This is a genomic window from Aeromonas sp. 604443, assembly GCF_049170315.1.
Taxonomy (GTDB): Bacteria; Pseudomonadota; Gammaproteobacteria; order Enterobacterales; family Aeromonadaceae; genus Aeromonas; species Aeromonas veronii_A.
The window spans coordinates 296,261-313,055 of record NZ_JAAKMI010000002.1; the positions used below are offsets into that span (position 1 = coordinate 296,261).

The 16,795-nt window shown below is 42.1% G+C and carries 14 protein-coding genes; all 14 read left to right on the forward strand.

Features of this window, described 5'->3' with window-relative positions; all coding sequences use genetic code 11:
* Nucleotides 1–28 precede the first annotated feature (28 nt).
* A complete protein-coding gene (locus tag G5380_RS04965) occupies nucleotides 29–1,426 on the forward strand; it encodes a mannose-1-phosphate guanylyltransferase/mannose-6-phosphate isomerase (protein WP_108540002.1) in 1,398 nt (465 codons plus the stop codon).
* Nucleotides 1,407–2,816 (forward strand): phosphomannomutase CpsG, encoded by a 1,410-nt coding sequence (locus G5380_RS04970; RefSeq protein ID WP_302055988.1) that lies wholly within the window; start codon nucleotides 1,407–1,409, stop codon nucleotides 2,814–2,816. The genes G5380_RS04965 and G5380_RS04970 overlap by 20 nt, the downstream gene beginning before the upstream one ends.
* A gap of 14 nt (nucleotides 2,817–2,830) precedes the next feature.
* Nucleotides 2,831–3,952, forward strand: a complete 1,122-nt coding sequence (gene gmd, locus G5380_RS04975) for a GDP-mannose 4,6-dehydratase (RefSeq protein WP_108540000.1) — start codon at nucleotides 2,831–2,833, stop codon at nucleotides 3,950–3,952.
* A 2-nt stretch (nucleotides 3,953–3,954) separates the two neighbouring features.
* Nucleotides 3,955–5,043: a DegT/DnrJ/EryC1/StrS family aminotransferase gene (locus tag G5380_RS04980; protein WP_421352449.1), complete on the forward strand. Its 1,089-nt coding sequence runs from the start codon at nucleotides 3,955–3,957 to the stop codon at nucleotides 5,041–5,043.
* A gap of 63 nt (nucleotides 5,044–5,106) precedes the next feature.
* The gene (locus G5380_RS04985; RefSeq protein ID WP_213386863.1) at nucleotides 5,107–5,892 is read left to right on the forward strand and encodes an ABC transporter permease; all 786 of its coding nucleotides are present in this window, start codon (nucleotides 5,107–5,109) and stop codon (nucleotides 5,890–5,892) included.
* On the forward strand, nucleotides 5,889–6,647 hold the full coding sequence (locus G5380_RS04990; protein WP_108539993.1) for an ABC transporter ATP-binding protein: 759 nt from the start codon (nucleotides 5,889–5,891) through the stop codon (nucleotides 6,645–6,647). Before G5380_RS04985 ends, G5380_RS04990 begins: the two co-directional genes overlap by 4 nt.
* Nucleotides 6,644–8,929 carry a glycosyltransferase gene (locus G5380_RS04995; protein WP_421352450.1) on the forward strand — a complete coding sequence of 762 codons (2,286 nt, stop codon included), beginning with the start codon at nucleotides 6,644–6,646 and terminating at the stop codon, nucleotides 8,927–8,929. Before G5380_RS04990 ends, G5380_RS04995 begins: the two co-directional genes overlap by 4 nt.
* A complete protein-coding gene (locus tag G5380_RS05000; RefSeq protein WP_421352451.1) occupies nucleotides 8,920–10,560 on the forward strand; it encodes a glycosyltransferase in 1,641 nt (546 codons plus the stop codon). The genes G5380_RS04995 and G5380_RS05000 overlap by 10 nt, the downstream gene beginning before the upstream one ends.
* On the forward strand, nucleotides 10,532–11,182 hold the full coding sequence (locus G5380_RS05005; RefSeq protein ID WP_421208011.1) for an acetyltransferase: 651 nt from the start codon (nucleotides 10,532–10,534) through the stop codon (nucleotides 11,180–11,182). The genes G5380_RS05000 and G5380_RS05005 overlap by 29 nt, the downstream gene beginning before the upstream one ends.
* Nucleotides 11,183–11,198: 16 nt before the next feature.
* Complete coding sequence (locus G5380_RS05010; RefSeq protein WP_421352452.1) at nucleotides 11,199–11,687, forward strand: GDP-mannose mannosyl hydrolase; 489 nt, start codon at nucleotides 11,199–11,201, stop codon at nucleotides 11,685–11,687.
* Nucleotides 11,665–12,789 carry a glycosyltransferase family 4 protein gene (locus G5380_RS05015; RefSeq protein ID WP_421352453.1) on the forward strand — a complete coding sequence of 375 codons (1,125 nt, stop codon included), beginning with the start codon at nucleotides 11,665–11,667 and terminating at the stop codon, nucleotides 12,787–12,789. The genes G5380_RS05010 and G5380_RS05015 overlap by 23 nt, the downstream gene beginning before the upstream one ends.
* A 19-nt stretch (nucleotides 12,790–12,808) precedes the next feature.
* Nucleotides 12,809–13,759 (forward strand): UDP-glucose 4-epimerase family protein, encoded by a 951-nt coding sequence (locus G5380_RS05020; RefSeq protein WP_216954413.1) that lies wholly within the window; start codon nucleotides 12,809–12,811, stop codon nucleotides 13,757–13,759.
* Nucleotides 13,759–14,784, forward strand: a complete 1,026-nt coding sequence (locus tag G5380_RS05025; protein WP_421352454.1) for an MraY family glycosyltransferase — start codon at nucleotides 13,759–13,761, stop codon at nucleotides 14,782–14,784. Before G5380_RS05020 ends, G5380_RS05025 begins: the two co-directional genes overlap by 1 nt.
* Complete coding sequence (locus G5380_RS05030) at nucleotides 14,781–16,766, forward strand: polysaccharide biosynthesis protein (protein ID WP_421208014.1); 1,986 nt, start codon at nucleotides 14,781–14,783, stop codon at nucleotides 16,764–16,766. Before G5380_RS05025 ends, G5380_RS05030 begins: the two co-directional genes overlap by 4 nt.
* The last annotated feature ends 29 nt before the right edge of the window (nucleotides 16,767–16,795 follow it).

Genomic DNA, 16,795 nt, shown 5'->3' on the forward strand with positions numbered 1-16,795 from the left:
AACACATTAAATACATTATGGTGTATCTATGACTGTCTTAATTCCTGCTATTATGTGTGGTGGAAGCGGTTCAAGATTATGGCCTGTTTCACGTGAACAACATCCCAAGCCATTCATTAAACTATCGGATAATCAAAGTTTTTTACAAAAAGCATTTTTACGTGGAGCAAAATTATCAGATGTCAGTGAAGTATTAACTATTACTAATCGAGACCTTTATTTCAAAACACTAGATTCATTTAAAGAAGTTAATAGTAATGAAATTCAGACTTCATTTATTCTTGAACCTTATGGCCGTAACACTGCAGCAGCAGTAGCATCTGCAGCAATTTATGCTCGCGATACATATGGCGATGATGCGGTCTTGTTGGTCTTGGCTGCTGATCACTTGATCACAGAGCAAGTTGCATTCGATGATGCTGTTTCCTGCGCTATTGAATTAGCAAAAGCAGGACGGTTAGTCACATTTGGTATTAAACCCACAATACCTGAAACAGGTTATGGTTACATTGAAGCTCTTGGTACAGAGGTTTTGCGCTTTGTTGAAAAGCCAACATTGGATAAGGCAATTGAGTACGTTGAAAGCGGTCGCTTCTTCTGGAATTCAGGTATGTTTTGCTTTAAAGCAAGTACAATGATTGCAGAGATGGACTTGCATTGTCCGGAAGTATTGATAGCAACAAAAGCTTGCCTTGACAAGTCCGATTCGGTTCAAAGTAAAAAGGTCAAGCATATTGATCTGGACCCTGACACATTTATCCATGTTCCAGACATCTCGATAGATTATGCCGTGATGGAAAAATCAGGAAATGTTTCAGTAGTTCCATGTGACATAGGCTGGAGTGATATTGGGTCTTGGGCTGCAATAAGTGAACTACATCAAGCTGATGACGATGGAAACACCGTTCAGGGGCATGCAATTTTACATGCTACCTCAAATTGTTATATTTCGAGCGAGGATCGGGTTATTGGTGCTGTAGGTGTAGAAAACCTAGTAATTGTTGATACTGCTGATGCTCTATTGGTCGCTCACAAAGAAAGTAGTCAGGATGTAAAATTAATTTATAATCACCTTAAGACGATAAATAATGATGCATATAAAATACATCGTACAGTCTATTGTCCATGGGGACGTTATACGTTACTTGAGGTGGGAGAGCGTTTTAAAATAAAAAGACTTGAAGTTAAACCTGGGGCTAGCTTAACGATGCAAATGCATCATCATAGAAATGAACACTGGGTGGTATTATCTGGTGTTGCAGAGGTTTTCTATGAAGATCAAATTGCCTTGCTAACTGCTAACCAATCTACATATATTCCTGCTGGGCATCGTCACCAATTAAAAAATCCAGGTCTCATCGATTTAGTTATGCTAGAGGTGCAAACGGGTGAATATTTAGGTGAAGATGACATCATTGATTATTGAAAAGGAATTTAATTTAGGGGGCATCATGAATCTTACCTGTTTTAAAGCTTACGATATTCGCGGCAAACTGGGTGATGAGCTGAACACTGAGATTGCATACCGTATTGGCCGTGCAACTGCACAGTATCTAAATGCAACGACAATTGCTGTTGGAGGCGATGTTAGGCTCACGAGCGAAAGCCTAAAGCAAGCACTTGCAAGAGGGATTCTTGATGCCGGTTGTGATGTCATCGACTTAGGGACTACGGGGACTGAAGAAACCTATTTTGCAGCATTTACGTTAGACATTGATGGTGCTATAGAAGTGACGGCCAGTCATAATCCTATGGATTACAATGGCATGAAACTGGTTGGTCGTGATGCTTGTCCAATTAGTGGTGATAGTGGTTTGAATGATATTCGAGCATTGGCTGAAAAGGGTGACTTCATTGCATCCTCCCGGCAAGGAACATTGATTAAAAAATCGATACTAGATGCTTATGTCGATCATTTGCTGACGTATATAAAGCCGCATCAATTACGTCCACTCAAGCTAGTTGTGAATGCCGGTAACGGGGCGGCAGGGCATGTGCTTGATGTTATCGAGCGACGTTTCAATACCCTCAATGTTCCTGTTGAGTTTATAAAAATTCATCATGAGGAAGATGGTAACTTTCCCAATGGTATTCCTAACCCATTGCTTCCTGAAAATAGAAGTGCTACATCGGAAGCGGTAAAGTTCTATCATGCTGATATGGGTATTGCTTGGGATGGTGATTTTGATCGCTGCTTTCTGTTTGATGAAAATGGTGATTTCATCGAAGGATACTATATTGTTGGATTATTAGCAGAGGCATTTTTAGTAGATAATCCTCATGAGAAAATCATTCATGATCCGCGCTTGACATGGAATACTATTGATATCGTTGAAAAGTCTGGTGGTACACCAGTACAAAGCAAAACTGGTCACGCATTTATTAAAGAACGGATGCGCAGTGAGAATGCAATATATGGTGGTGAAATGAGTGCCCATCACTATTTCCGTGACTTTGGCTACTGTGATAGCGGTATGATTCCTTGGTTACTAGTAATTAACTTGCTATCACTAAAAAAATCCACATTGTCTAGTTTAGTTGCTGAACGTGTTAAAGCCTATCCATGCAGTGGTGAGATAAATTATAGAGTTGATAATGCTCTTGAGATAATAAAGAAGCTGGAAGAGGTCTATGCGCCACTTGCTGTCAAGGTAGAATATGTAGATGGTCTTAGTATTGAAATGAATGATTGGCGATTTAATGTTCGCATTTCAAACACAGAACCATTACTAAGGCTTAATGTTGAAAGCAAAAACGATATAAGCAAGTTAACGTCTGGTTTGAATTCATTACATAAAATGATCAACAACTTATAAGGAGAGTACTGAAAATGTCCAAGAAAGTAGCGTTAATTACTGGGGTGACTGGTCAGGATGGTTCATATCTGGCTGAGTTTCTATTAGAGAAGGGGTATGAAGTCCATGGTATTAAGCGCCGTGCATCTCAGTTTAATACACAACGTGTAGACCACATTTATAAAGACCCTCATGAAGAGAACGTTGATTTTAAACTACATTATGGTGACTTAACGGATTCATCAAATCTAACGAGAATTATAGCCGAAGTTCAACCAGATGAAGTTTATAATCTTGGTGCTCAATCTCATGTCGCTGTTAGTTTTGATTCCCCAGAATATACTGCGGATGTTGATGCGATAGGTACTTTACGCTTATTGGAAGCTATTCGTTTCTTGGGACTGACAAAAAAAACTCGTTTTTATCAGGCATCGACATCCGAACTATACGGCCTCGTGCAAGAAATTCCGCAGCGAGAGACAACACCTTTTTATCCGCGCAGCCCTTATGCTGTTGCAAAAATGTATGCGTACTGGATTACGGTGAATTATCGTGAGGCATATGGTATGTATGCTTGTAATGGTATTTTGTTTAATCATGAGTCACCCCGTCGTGGAGAAACATTTGTCACTAGAAAAATTACTCGAGGTTTGTCAAATATTGCTCAAGGCCTCGAAAAGTGCCTGTATATGGGAAACATGGACTCATTGCGTGATTGGGGACATGCAAGAGACTATGTCAAGATGCAATGGATGATGTTGCAACAAGAGCAGCCAGAGGACTTTGTCATTGCAACTGGAGTGCAATATAGTGTCCGTGAATTTATAAAAATGGCCGCTGCTGAGTTAGGTATTGAATTGAACTTTGTTGGAAGCGGCGTCGAGGAAAAAGCTGTCGTTTCGGCGATTTATGGAGATAAGGCGCCGGCATTGAAGGTCGGTGATATTATCGTATGTGTTGATCCACGTTATTTCAGACCGGCCGAGGTAGAGACTCTTCTTGGTGACCCATCTAATGCAAAAAATAAGCTGGGTTGGGAGCCGGAAACGACACTCGCAGAAATGGTAAGTGAGATGGTTGCATATGATTTGCAGCAAGCTCGCCAGCATGCCTTGCTGAAATCTCATGGCTTTGATGTTAATGTCAGTGTGGAGTGACTATGATTCCAGTATATCAACCAAGATTATCTGGTAATGAAAAAAAATATGTTAATGAATGCCTTGATTCAACATGGATCTCTTCAAAAGGTGAGTTTATTAACAGATTTGAATCTGCATTTTCAAAGTATATTGGTGCAGAAAATTGTACAACAGTGAGTAATGGTACTGTAGCACTTCATTTGGCGTTGGCTGCTTTAGGTATTGGTCCTGGTGATGAGGTTATTGTTCCTTCATTCACATATATTGCCTCAGTGAATACAATCATTCAGACCGGTGCAAAAGCAGTCTATGTTGACTCGCTACCAGATACATGGAACATCGATGTCAATGATGTAATAGCAAAAATCACAACAAAGACCAAGGCTGTCATGGCTGTGCATCTTTATGGTTTACCATGTGATATGGATGCGTTAGTCGATGTTTGTAAGAAACATAACTTGTTTTTGATAGAAGACTGTGCGGAGGCGTTCGGTACTCTTTATAAGAATAAGCATGTTGGTACATTTGGTGATGTGGCAACATTCAGTTTCTTTGGAAATAAGACAATAACTACCGGCGAAGGTGGCATGGTTGTTTCAAAGGATAAAAATGTCCATGACTTGGCATGCCACTTGAAGAGCCAAGGTGTTTCGAAGGTTAAAGAGTATTGGCATGATGCGTTGGCATTTAATTATCGCATGACAAATATATGTGCTGCGATTGGCCTGGCACAATTAGAGCAAGCAGACGAGATAATTGCAAAAAAAAGAGAGATTGCCAGTTGGTATCAGCGTCGATTAAACCATTTGCCGATAACATTCCACAAAGAGATTGAGAATACCAGGCATTCATTTTGGATGTGCTCGATCCTAGTCGAGAATGCACAAGATAGAGACTTGCTCAGAACAGTTCTAAAGAGTCATGATGTTGAGACAAGGCCATTGTTTCCTTTAGCTAATACGATGCCACATGTATTTACGGAACATAAATTTCCTGTTGCTGAAGATATCAGCTCAAGAGGAATGAATTTACCAAGCTACCCTGAATTATTGGAAAAAGATGTTGATTATATCTGCAACATAATTTCTGATTTTTATTTAAATAAGTAATGTTAAATAAATAACCCTTCATCTTTCGTTGGTGAAGGGTTATTTTAAGTTGGTGGGAGTTTTATGAGTCTTTCTTATGTTAGGGGTATTTGGGATGCTAGATATTTTTGGCAGCATCTCGCTTTATCGGATCTACGCTCTCGTTGGCGGCGGTCTTTTTTCGGTGTATTATGGTCATTTATTCAACCTTTAGGTATGACATTATTAATATCTATAGTTTTTAGTAAAATGTTTAATACGGACATAGTGACGTATGCACCCTATATTTTGTCAGGAATTATAGTCTGGGATTTTGTAGTAGCCAATACCATTGGTGGTTCACTTGCGTTTGTGCAAGCAGATGCCTACATTAAACAATGCAAGCATCCATTAGCAATATATACATTACGAACTGTCTTGAGCAGCATTATAGTACTTGCACTTGCCAGTTTGGCTCTATTTGCTTGGTCAATAGTTGTATTGCCACAAAATATAAATATAACCTGGCTAGCCACCTTAACTGTTTTCCCAATATTGGCACTTATAGCATGGCCATTATCAACATTGCTAGCCTATATCGGGGTTAGATTTAGAGATGTACCACATGCGATGGGATTAGTCATGCAAGCGATATGGTTTATCTCTCCGGTATATTTCGAAGAACGTATGTTCCGTTCTGGCGGATTGGATTGGTTAGTCGATTACAATCCTGTGTATCATGTATTGCAAATTATAAGAGCACCACTACTAAAAGGTGAGTGGCCGAGTCTGGAGAACTATACATTTAGTCTGATAACTGCTGCTTTCCTATTTTTGCTTGCGTGGCTGATTGGCCGAAATGCAGAGAAAAAAGTGATCTTCTACCTATGAAAAAGAATAAAATTAAACTTGAGAATGTTAACCTTCATTATGCATCAGTAGCTTACAAAGAGCGGTCACTAAAGTCTCTTTTCTCTGCTGCTTTTAAAAAAGGAAAAGCAGAGCGTTCTGTCTCTGATATTCATGCATTAAAAAATATTACGCTAGAAATAAATAATGGAGAGAGGGTCGGGCTCTTAGGGCATAATGGTGCAGGAAAAAGTACATTTCTTAAAACGGTGGCAGGTCTCTATCCTATATCTAGTGGTAAATTAATTGTTGAAGGGCAAGTTCGTTCTCTTTTTGATTTGAGTCTAGGTTTTGAACCTGATGCAACAGGCCGAGAGAATATTCTCTATCGTGGTCTTCTGCTTGGCCTCTCTCCGACTTTTATGAAAGAGAAAGAAAATGAGATCGTTGAGTTTGCTGGTTTGGGTGAGTTTATTGATTATCCAATTAAAACTTACTCTGCAGGCATGCAGGTAAGACTAGCATTTGCTATATCCACAGCAGTTGGTGGCGATATTTTGCTCCTAGATGAAGTGATTGGTGCTGGTGATGCTCAGTTTATGGCAAAGGCTAAAAGCAGAATAATGAGTTTGATTGAGAATGCTGAAATACTAGTTTTAGCATCACATGATTTCAGCGCATTGAAAAATATTTGTTCAAGAGGGATTGTATTTCATCATGGTGAATACATTTTTGATGGCCCCATTGATGATGCGATCATTGCCTATAAACGAGTCAATAATCTGGATTTAGCATGAAAAATCGAGTGTTGTGGCTGCTTAACCATTCAACATTAAGAAACTTTGAAATACCTCAGCTAATAGAGTTTGGTATTGAAGAAATATATCTTCCAAAAAAGTTTCCATATGATGAGGGAAATTTATCGGCAAGTATTACATTCGATTTTGACGATAAATTGACTATCCCTAGGCATGAACTTGATATTTTAAATGAACAAAATTGGTATGAGTCGCCCAGTAAAAACGCTTGGGATATTGTCAATAAATATTTTGATTATGCGATAATTGGCTTCTTCCCAAAGCAAATTAAGTCAACCATTAAAAATTTTAATGGTGCCGTCATTCTTCGTGTATTTGGATTATCTAAGGGATACAATTATTCTTCTTTACTAAGAAGTGAGTGTGGAGATAATGTAGTATCAACGATTAAATCGATGGGGAAAAGATTCTGGTTTGGTTGTGGCTATGAGCATATTTCCGATGTAGAAATGCCATATTTAGCAAAGCGCTCATGCTATTTGCCTGTTGGTTTAAAAGGTAAATATCAACCTGATAATTGGACTGGAAAAAGAAAGACGATACTATTTGTCTGTCCTAGAATAGGAACATCTCCATACTTTAAAAGTATTTATGAATCCTTTGTTCGTGATTTTAAAGAGTTTGATTATATCATTGGTGGTGCGCAGCCAATAGCTGTTAATGATAAGAAAGTACTCGGCTTTGTATCTAAAGAAGAGCACTCTGATAACATGCAACAATGCAGCGTTATGTTTTATCATTCCACTGAACTAAATCATATACATTATCATCCCTTTGAAGCTATACAAGCTGGTATGCCATTAATATATATGGCTGGGGGAATGCTGGATTTGATGGGTGGCGGGGATTTACCTGGCAGATGTGAAACAATTGCAGAGGCTAAGGCTAAGATTAGAAAAATTTTAAATGGCGATGAACAGTTAATCAATGATATTAGAAAAACACAGCATGTGCTTCTTGAGCAAATGATGCCAGAGTATTGTGCTTCAATATGGAAAAGAAACTTTAGCCTTGTCGTTGATGGATTAAAAGAGCATCGCCTCCAGCAGAACGCTCGCCCTACATATATCACTAGAAAAAAGCGAATTGCTGTAATTGTTCCGATTGAGTATCGAGGGGGGAGTCTGCGAGGCGCTAAGCTTTTAGCTGATGCCATATTACTTGGTAGTCAACAGGCTAATGAAGAATGTGAGGTCGTTTTTGCGCATCCAACAATTGATGAATTAGAGCATGCTAATGAATTGCGGGATTTAAATCCAAAAATTCAAAGGAGAAGCTTCTATTGGCAACATCTTTCTAAAGATGATGCTACACGTGCTATGCAGTATGCTGGTCATGATGGCTGGTGTGCCGTAGATGAATCATATATGGTGCCCAATGACAGCATCAGTAATTTCTATGATTGTGATATTTGGGTTTTCGTTTCCGACAGGCTGGACAAAACGCTGCTTCCAGTAAGACCGATAGTATTGATGGTATACGATTATTTGCAGCGATATGTTTCAATTTTGCAAGGAGGTGCTGATCATCCCTACTTGAAAGCAGCAACACAAGCTGAGCGAGTCTTGGTTACTACTGAGTTTACTTGCCGAGATGCGCAACAATATGCTGGTATTGAGTCTGACAGAATTGCTAGGTTACCTATGTTGGCACCTGACTTTTCGTTTTCAGATGAGCAGCAAAAAGATGTTGGCGATTATTTCATTTGGACAACTAATCTCAGTCCACATAAAAATCATCTCAATGCTGTCAAAGCATTAGAAATTTATTATAATCAGCTAGCCGGTTCTCTTACATGCTTTATTACTGGAGTTAATACTCAGAGTATAATGGAAAGTAAACTTTCATATTTGAGCGAGTTTGTGAGAACTGTTGATAATAGTGAGTCATTGAAACGTAAGATAAAATTATGTGGTGAGTTATCCGATTTAGAATATAAAAAAGCACTAAAAAAAGCAGCATTTATATGGCATCCTGCGCGCATTGATAATGGTACTTTTTCGGTTATTGAGGCTGCCTATCTGAATATACCTGCACTCTCCTCTGATTATCCGGCAATGCGTGAAATAGATAGACAGTTTTCACTTAATTTAACATGGTCTGATGCAAACTCGCCGGAGCAAATGGCTTGGCAGCTAAAATATATAGAAGAGCAAGCTTTGCATCTTCGAAAAAATTTGCCTAGTAAAGATATGCTGAAAGAACAACGAGCGAAAAATCTGGCTAAGCATTATTGGGGGGTAATACGCGAATGTCTGTGAGAAAATTTGGAATTTATCTTTGCTATGCCCCATCTGTTGATTTACGAAAGGAGGGACTTGGTCGTTACTTGGCTGCCTTTCTTAAAGGTGCTGCAGCACGTGATGATGTAAAGTTTACCTTGGTTTGTCCTAGTTGGTCTACGAAAGATCTATATGACCTTTTTGATAGTGAGAATGTACCACATGACAGTTTTTCGATTCGCTCGCCAGATAAAAGACCACTTTTACTGGATCTTTACCATTGGTACATTAACCGTAAAACGAAAAGACAAAAAAGAAAAACACTCAAATCGTTTTTACTGGAGTTGGTTGCTAGCTTGAAGGAAAATATTTTCCATTATGTGGAAAAACGTTTGTTAAATGCATACACAAAATTGGATCTGATCCTTTTAGGCATTGAAGGGAGTTTGTTATTTCTGCTGGCTTTAATCATTTCCCCATTATTTTTTATTTTTTCGTTTCCTTTTTTATTGGCGTTCTTTTTTATTCGTAGATTGAAACTAATTGTGCTGGGCAGGTTTTCCAAGTACATAGGCCGTTTCATGAAAATGATTTACTCGCCTAAAGATGATGGATTTGTATTGCGTCTCTACCGTAACATGGAGTTGGTGGAAGGGAAGCGTATAAGCGCATTAATCGATAGTATGCATGATATATCTGCATGGTATTGTCCAACAGCCTATTGGCCTGAGTTTAACAAGATCGATTCCCCTCGATTAATGTGTGTACCTGATGTTGTTTTACGAGAGTTTCCCGTGGCCTTTTCTCAAATTGGTGGTGATAGAACTCTATCGACGTTTAAATTGTTAGAAGAGGCTATCAGAACAGGGGATCACTTTGTAACTTATAGTGAAGTGGTAAAATGGAATACACTTATTGATGGCTATCAAGTATCAATGGAAAAGGTGTCTGTAGTACATCACGCCGCTAATAAAGTTGATAGCTTCATTAATATTACTGGTCTACCAGATAATGAAGAGGCAACTACCCATTATGCCAAGTCGTTACTCATGTCCGCTATTCGCAAATCGAATGAGCAGAATTATGTTTCAATATTTAAAAATAAAGATGTAGAGTTTGTTTTTTATGCTAGCCAGATCAGGCCAAATAAAAACATAATAAGTTTATTCAAAGCGTATGAGTATCTTTTACGAAAAAAATTCGTTCAGCACAAACTGATCGTTACCGGCAGTGTTAGTGTTATGCCTGAAGTAAAAGAATTTGTTATTAGTCACAATCTGCAACACGAAATTTTATTTCTGCATGGACTAACAATGCAAGAGCTCGCAGCTTGTTATAAATTGGCAAGTTTGGCAGTTAATCCAAGTCTAAGTGAAGGTGGGTGTCCATTTACATTTACTGAGGCGTTATCTGTTAATACACCAGTTGTTATGGCTCGTATTCCTGTAACTGAAGAAATTCTTACTGACCCTGAGTTACAGGAAATGACATTTTTTGATCCATATGATTGGAGAGATATGGCTAAGAGAATAGAATGGGCACTCCACCATAAGGACATCTTACTACGAAAACAGTTGCAGATATACGATCAGTTATCAATGCGTACATGGTCTGATGTTGTAAATGAGCATATCGATATACTTGAGCGTATTAGTTGCTTGGAGAAATAATGTGGTAGATTCAAAGAAGTTGGCCATTTTAGGATGTGGTGGACATGCAAGAAGTGTGGCTGATGTAGCATTGTCGTTAGGATTTTCAACGTTATGCTTTATTGATGATAATGCAAAACCTGGCGAGAGTATTTTGGGTTATCCAGTTTTTCCTTCATGGGATGTAATCTCTCCCGATGAGTGGATTTTTTTTTCTGCAGTAGGTGATAATCATAAAAGAAAGTTACAGTTAGAGATATTGGGGAAAATGGGGTGGCAAGTTGCCACCTTGATTTCTGCCACAGCCACGATTGGTATTAACTCTATCATAGGTAAAGGAACATTCGTCGGTCATCATGGGCACATTGGTCCTTCAGTTAAAATTGGTGAGGGATGCATTATCAATTCAGGTGCAATAATTGAACATGACGTCTGTGTTGATGAATTTACGCATGTATCGGTCAACAGTACAGTGGCAGGTTCAGTTAATATTGGGACGTTATGTTTTATAGGTGCTGGCGCGACTATAATCAACAATATTACTGTTCGCGACGAGATTACTGTTGGTGCCGGTGCGTGTGTTGTAAACACTATAGATCAGCCCGGAATTTATTTGGGTGTGCCAGCAAAGAAATATAAATAACATCTTGGGGCGAGATATGCATCTTACGGATGATGATTTTTTAAAAACAATAAAAAACACCCCCTTAATCTCGATTGATCTGGTGATTTCTGATAGTTCAGGGCGATATCTTCTCGGTCTCAGAAGAAATAGACCTGCAGCCGATCATTGGTTTGTTTTGGGGGGCAGGATAAAAAAGGGAGAAGCTATATTAGATGCCTTTAAAAGAGTTGCTGAGAATGAGCTTGGTGTGACGTTACAGAGTTCGAAAGCTAAATTTATTGGAGTCTACGAGCATTTTTATAAAGATTCTTTTTATGACGTTATGACTCCAACTCACTATGTTGTTTTAGCGTATTCAATAGAACTAGACCATGATATAAATTCATTCTCTGTTGCTCAGCATTCAAAGTATCAATGGTTTGATATAGTAGACCTTCTTGCATCACCAGATGTTCATCAATACACAAAGAACTATTTTTTAGATAAGGGCTTGGAAGATAATGAAAATTCTTCATTTTTTTAAAACATATTATCCAGATGCTTACGGTGGTGTGCAACAAGTCATATATCAGCTTGCGGAAGGTGCAGTAAAAAGAGGGCATGAGGTTGATGTATTATGTTTAAGTGCTGAGAATGCTGGTCGAAATTTTAACATCGCTAATCATAGTGTGCATGCTGCAAAAGAAGATTTTTATATAGCTTCGACTGGTTTTTCATGGTCTGCGATTGTCGAATTCAGGCGACTGGCTGAGAAAGCTGATATTATTCATTATCATTTTCCGTGGCCCTATATGGATCTCATTCATTTTTGGGTTAATCCTAAAAAGCCGACAGTGGTCAGTTACCATTCTGACATTGTCAAACAAAAATACCTGCTACAACTTTATAAGCCATTGATGATGTCTTTTCTAAATAAAGTTGATGCTGTGGTCGCTTCTTCACCCAATTATGTCAAGACCAGCCCTGTTCTCTCTAGCCTAAAAAAGGATGTTGAGGTGATACCATTCGGTCTGGAAAAGGTATCTCCAAGTTATGCAGAACTATCGTTATCGAATAAATGGAATGATAAAATAAAAGGGCGTTTTTTTCTTTTTATCGGATTTTTACGATATTATAAGGGGTTGTCATTTGTCCTTGATGCTATGCGTGGACTTGATTATCCTTTGATAATAATTGGTGAAGGCCCATGTGAAAAGGAGTTGAAGTCTCAGGCGGATAAGTTAGGATTAAAAAATACGTTGTTTGTTGGTCCAGTAAGTGACGCTGAAAAAAATATTTTACTGGAGTTATGTTACGCTGTGGTATTTCCATCTCATCTGCGTTCTGAAGCGTTTGGTATGACTTTGTTAGAGGCATCAATGTATGGTAAGCCAATGATTACTTGCGAAATTGGTACAGGCACTACATATATAAATCTGCATGGTGAAACCGGCTTGGCAGTTGAGCCAGCAAATAGTGAGGCTCTCTCATCTGCAATGAAAAAGTTATGGGATGATCAAGATGAAGCTGAGCGTATGGGGAAAAATGCAAAGGCTAGATTTGAACATAACTTTACTGCCGACGTCATGATTGATAAATATATGACGTTATATGAAAAGGTTATCTCAAATTATTATTCATCTTGAAATGCCTATCTCAAACTGTATGTCCATACCTAGAATTCTTGTCACAGGTGCCAACGGATTTGTAGGCAAGGCGGTCTGTGAACACTTGCTGGCGCTGGGGGCGAATGTTAAAGGAGCGGTGCGAAGTCACCCGCTGGCTTCTTACCATGTTCAGGCTCCCTCTCTGACTGCCGATGCAAACTGGACAGCCCAATTGCAACAGGTGGATGTGGTTGTTCACTGTGCAGCCAGGGTGCATGTGATGTCGGAAACCGCGACAGATCCTTTGGCGGCTTTTCGAGCGGTGAATACAGAGGGCACCCTCGCTCTTGCTCGACAAGCGGCTGAGGCAGGGGTGAAGCGCTTCATCTTTATCAGTTCGATAAAAGTGAATGGCGAGCAGACCGAGCCTGGCAAGCCATTTGATGAGAATGTGCAAAGTCCGCCAGAAGATCCCTATGGGCGCTCGAAGTATGAGGCGGAACAGGGGCTGATGGCACTCGCGAAAGAGTGTGGTATGGCTGTAACCATCATTCGTCCTCCTCTTATCTATGGAGAAGGAGTGAAGGCTAACTTTGCCAGCATGATGACCTGGGTGCGCAAAGGGATCCCGCTCCCTTTTGCCCGTTTGACCAATGCGCGTAGCCTGTTGGCGTTACCTAATCTGTGTGACTTTATTGCCCATGCGATGGCGCACCCGGCTGCAGTGAATCAGGTCTTTTTAGTCGCAGATCCTGTCGCAGTGTCGACGTCTCAGTTGTTGGCGGCGATTGCAGAAGCAGAAGGCGTTAGCTGTCGGCTCTTTTATCTCCCACCAGGAGTAATAAGAGGGCTTGGACGCTGTTTGGGGATTGATGCCAAGCTACAACGGATTTATGGCTCTCTGGAAATGAATACCCGCAAGGCTCAGAGCCGATTACAATGGTCGGCACCCTATTCGCTCTCTCAGACCTTATCTCTGATGGCGTCAATCCATAGTGAGTCGTCTTGATGCTGGCATTTGTTTTGTTGTCGATATTTTGTCTTTTTCTTTCAATTACCATGACCGGCCTGCTCAGGCGCTACGCCCAGACCCGCTTGCTTGACCAACCCAATCATCGCAGTTCGCATCAGGTGCCTACCCCGAGAGGCGGTGGCATGGCTATCGTGGCGACCTTTCTGCTGGCAGCCCCGTTGTTTGTTACCCTGATCCCACTGCCCGTCGGCATATCCCAGAGCAGCTTTGCATTGATATGGGCTGCGGCGCTGGGCATTGCATTGGTTGGTTTTATCGATGACCACATCTCTCTCAAGCCTCGAACCCGCCTGATTGTGCAGAGCATGGCGGCCGCTTTGGTGGTTTCTGCGGTTAATGGTTTGCCAGCGCTGACCTTCTTTGGTTGGCAGCTCGATCTGGCCTGGTTTGGTTACCTGCTGGTCTGGCTGGGGGTGATCTGGTTTATCAATCTCTACAACTTTATGGATGGCATCGATGGCTTGGCGGCAGGTGAAGCCGTTGTCGTCTGTCTGTTCATGACGTTATTTCACTATCTGGTTGGGGGGGAGTGGTCGTCTGCCAGTTTGATCCTGCTACTGGGGATTTCGGCGGCTGGCTTCTTGTGCTGGAATTTTCCGCCCGCCAGGATCTTTATGGGGGATGGTGGCAGCGGTTTTCTTGGCTTGATGCTGGCTTCCCTGATGCTGCTGGATGCCGCTTCTGCGCCTCAATTCCTGTGGGCATGGCTCGTCATGCTCGGAGTCTTTGTGGTTGATGCGACCTGGACGTTACTGAATCGCTATCGTCTGAAATGTCGTCTGAGCGAGGCGCATCGTACTCATGGCTATCAATATCTGGCGAGACGTTGGCAAAGTCATCGAAACGTGACCTTGGCTGTGCTTGTTTTAAATAGCCTCTGGCTTGCGCCGATCGCTGTCATGATTGTATTGGGCCAGCTCGATGGTGTGATCGGTCTGGTCATTGCCTACTTGCCGTTAGCCTTTCTTGCGTATCACCTGAATGCAGGAGTACCAGAATGAGAAATGAGCTTTTACCCGGAGGGGGCTGGCTACTGAGTTGCCTGGGCTCCCTATCACGAGCCAGTAAGCGTGTCATCTCTGTCGCCGTTGATATGCTCTTGATCACCATGACCTATTGGGGAGCGTACTGGATCCGGCTTGAACATAACTGGCCCATCGATAGCCCTCATCACTGGGCACTCCTTGGCGCAATTATCGTTGTCAGCATCAGTTTGTTTGTACGGCTGGGGCTCTATCGCGCAGTACTCCGATATGTCAGCTTTCGGGTCTTATGGACAATCTCGCTAGGCGCATTTCTTTCAACCTGTTTCTTTGTTCTCTCTGCATTTTACTTTGATATCTTTCTGCCCAGAACGGTATCTGTTATCTATCTCTCCTTTTTGGTGCTGCTGGTCGGTGGTGTGCGGCTGTTTTTCCGGGCGCTGCTCAATACCACCCGTCTGGCTCGTACCCAGGTGTTGATCTATGGCGCGGGTTCTTCGGGTCGACAGCTTCAAATGGCCTTGTTGCAAGGTAATGAGTTTTATCCCGTCGCCTTTATTGATGACGATCCCGCCAAACAGGGATGCGTGATCCAGGGCTGTACCGTTTATCACAGTGCTCAGTTGCCAGCCCTGATTGACCACCATGGGGTACAGAAGATCTTGCTGGCTATGCCGAGCAGCACCAGAGCGCGTCGTCAGGAGGTGATCAATGCACTTGAGCCCCTCTCTTGCGAAGTACTCTCTATCCCGGGAATGGCCGATCTGGTCAATGGCTCGGCTCGCATAGATCAGCTCAATGAGGTTTCCATCGACGATCTGTTGGGCAGAGATCCGGTAGAGCCGGTGACAAAATTAATGGAAGCCAATATCACAGGCAAAGCGGTCATGGTAACCGGTGCCGGTGGCTCCATTGGTTCTGAGTTATGTCGCCAGATTTTGCGGTGCCGACCGTCCACCTTGGTTCTGTTCGAGCTATCTGAATATGCTCTCTATGCCTTAAATAAGAATCTGCGTGAACAGTGTCAGCGCGAGCAGATCGAAACAGAGCTGGTGCCGTTATTGGGTTCAGTACAGCGCCAGCATCGTCTAAAAACGGTGATGCAGAGCTTCAGGATCCAGACCGTCTACCATACCGCGGCTTACAAACATGTCCCGCTGGTCGAGTTCAATATCATTGAAGGAGTACGTAACAACGTATTCGGCACTCTTTATGCGGCACAGGCGGCCATTGAGGCAGGGGTGGAAACATTCGTGCTGATCTCTACCGATAAAGCCGTGCGGCCAACCAATACCATGGGGGCCAGCAAGCGTCTGGCCGAATTGATCTTGCAAGCCTTGACCCGCGAGAAGCACAGCACCCGTTTTTGTATGGTGCGCTTTGGCAATGTTCTTGGATCTTCCGGCTCAGTGGTGCCGTTATTCAGACAGCAGATAGATAAGGGGGGGCCTATCACCCTGACTCACCCCGATATCATCCGTTACTTCATGACGATACCTGAGGCTGCCCAGTTGGTGATCCAGGCCGGCGCCATGGGGGAGGGGGGCGACGTCTTTGTGCTCGATATGGGGCAACCGGTACGGATCATGGAGCTGGCCAAGCGCATGATACGCCTCAGCGGCCTGACACTGCGTGATGAGCAGCGTCCCGATGGTGATATCGCCATAGAGGTGACGGGGTTGCGGCCGGGCGAAAAGCTCTACGAAGAGTTACTGATTGGTGATGATGCCAGAGGAACCGAACACCCCAGGATCATGGTGGCACAAGAGAGCTGGCTGCCCTGGTCCCGACTGCGCCCCTTGCTGGCCTCGCTGGATGATGCTTGTCACCGTTTTGATCAACAGCAAGTGCGCGAGATCCTGATGCATGCTCCTGCTGCATTCGAACCGACGGATGGTATCTGTGATCTGGTGTGGCTAGCGAAGCAGCAGCATACAATAACGGAGAACATCGTGAAGCTACCAGTACACAATGTTAATTTTTTGCTGGCTAGAAATTGAGTTACCTGTTTCTATAATGAGGCAACTTG

Bases quoted from the DNA above. Each gene is read 5' to 3' on its own strand.
- G5380_RS04965 (WP_108540002.1), top strand. From the start codon at position 29: ATGACTGTCTTAATTCCTGCTATTATGTGTGGTGGAAGCGGTTCAAGA.
- G5380_RS04970 (WP_302055988.1), top strand. From the start codon at position 1,407: ATGACATCATTGATTATTGAAAAGGAATTTAATTTAGGGGGCATCATG.
- G5380_RS05000 (WP_421352451.1), top strand. From the start codon at position 8,920: ATGTCTGTGAGAAAATTTGGAATTTATCTTTGCTATGCCCCATCTGTT.
- G5380_RS05020 (WP_216954413.1), top strand. From the start codon at position 12,809: ATGTCCATACCTAGAATTCTTGTCACAGGTGCCAACGGATTTGTAGGC.
- G5380_RS05015 (WP_421352453.1), top strand. From the start codon at position 11,665: ATGAAAATTCTTCATTTTTTTAAAACATATTATCCAGATGCTTACGGT.
- gmd (WP_108540000.1), top strand. From the start codon at position 2,831: ATGTCCAAGAAAGTAGCGTTAATTACTGGGGTGACTGGTCAGGATGGT.
- G5380_RS04985 (WP_213386863.1), top strand. From the start codon at position 5,107: ATGAGTCTTTCTTATGTTAGGGGTATTTGGGATGCTAGATATTTTTGG.
- G5380_RS05010 (WP_421352452.1), top strand. From the start codon at position 11,199: ATGCATCTTACGGATGATGATTTTTTAAAAACAATAAAAAACACCCCC.
- G5380_RS05025 (WP_421352454.1), top strand. From the start codon at position 13,759: ATGCTGGCATTTGTTTTGTTGTCGATATTTTGTCTTTTTCTTTCAATT.
- G5380_RS05030 (WP_421208014.1), top strand. From the start codon at position 14,781: ATGAGAAATGAGCTTTTACCCGGAGGGGGCTGGCTACTGAGTTGCCTG.
- G5380_RS04995 (WP_421352450.1), top strand. From the start codon at position 6,644: ATGAAAAATCGAGTGTTGTGGCTGCTTAACCATTCAACATTAAGAAAC.
- G5380_RS04980 (WP_421352449.1), top strand. From the start codon at position 3,955: ATGATTCCAGTATATCAACCAAGATTATCTGGTAATGAAAAAAAATAT.
- G5380_RS04990 (WP_108539993.1), top strand. From the start codon at position 5,889: ATGAAAAAGAATAAAATTAAACTTGAGAATGTTAACCTTCATTATGCA.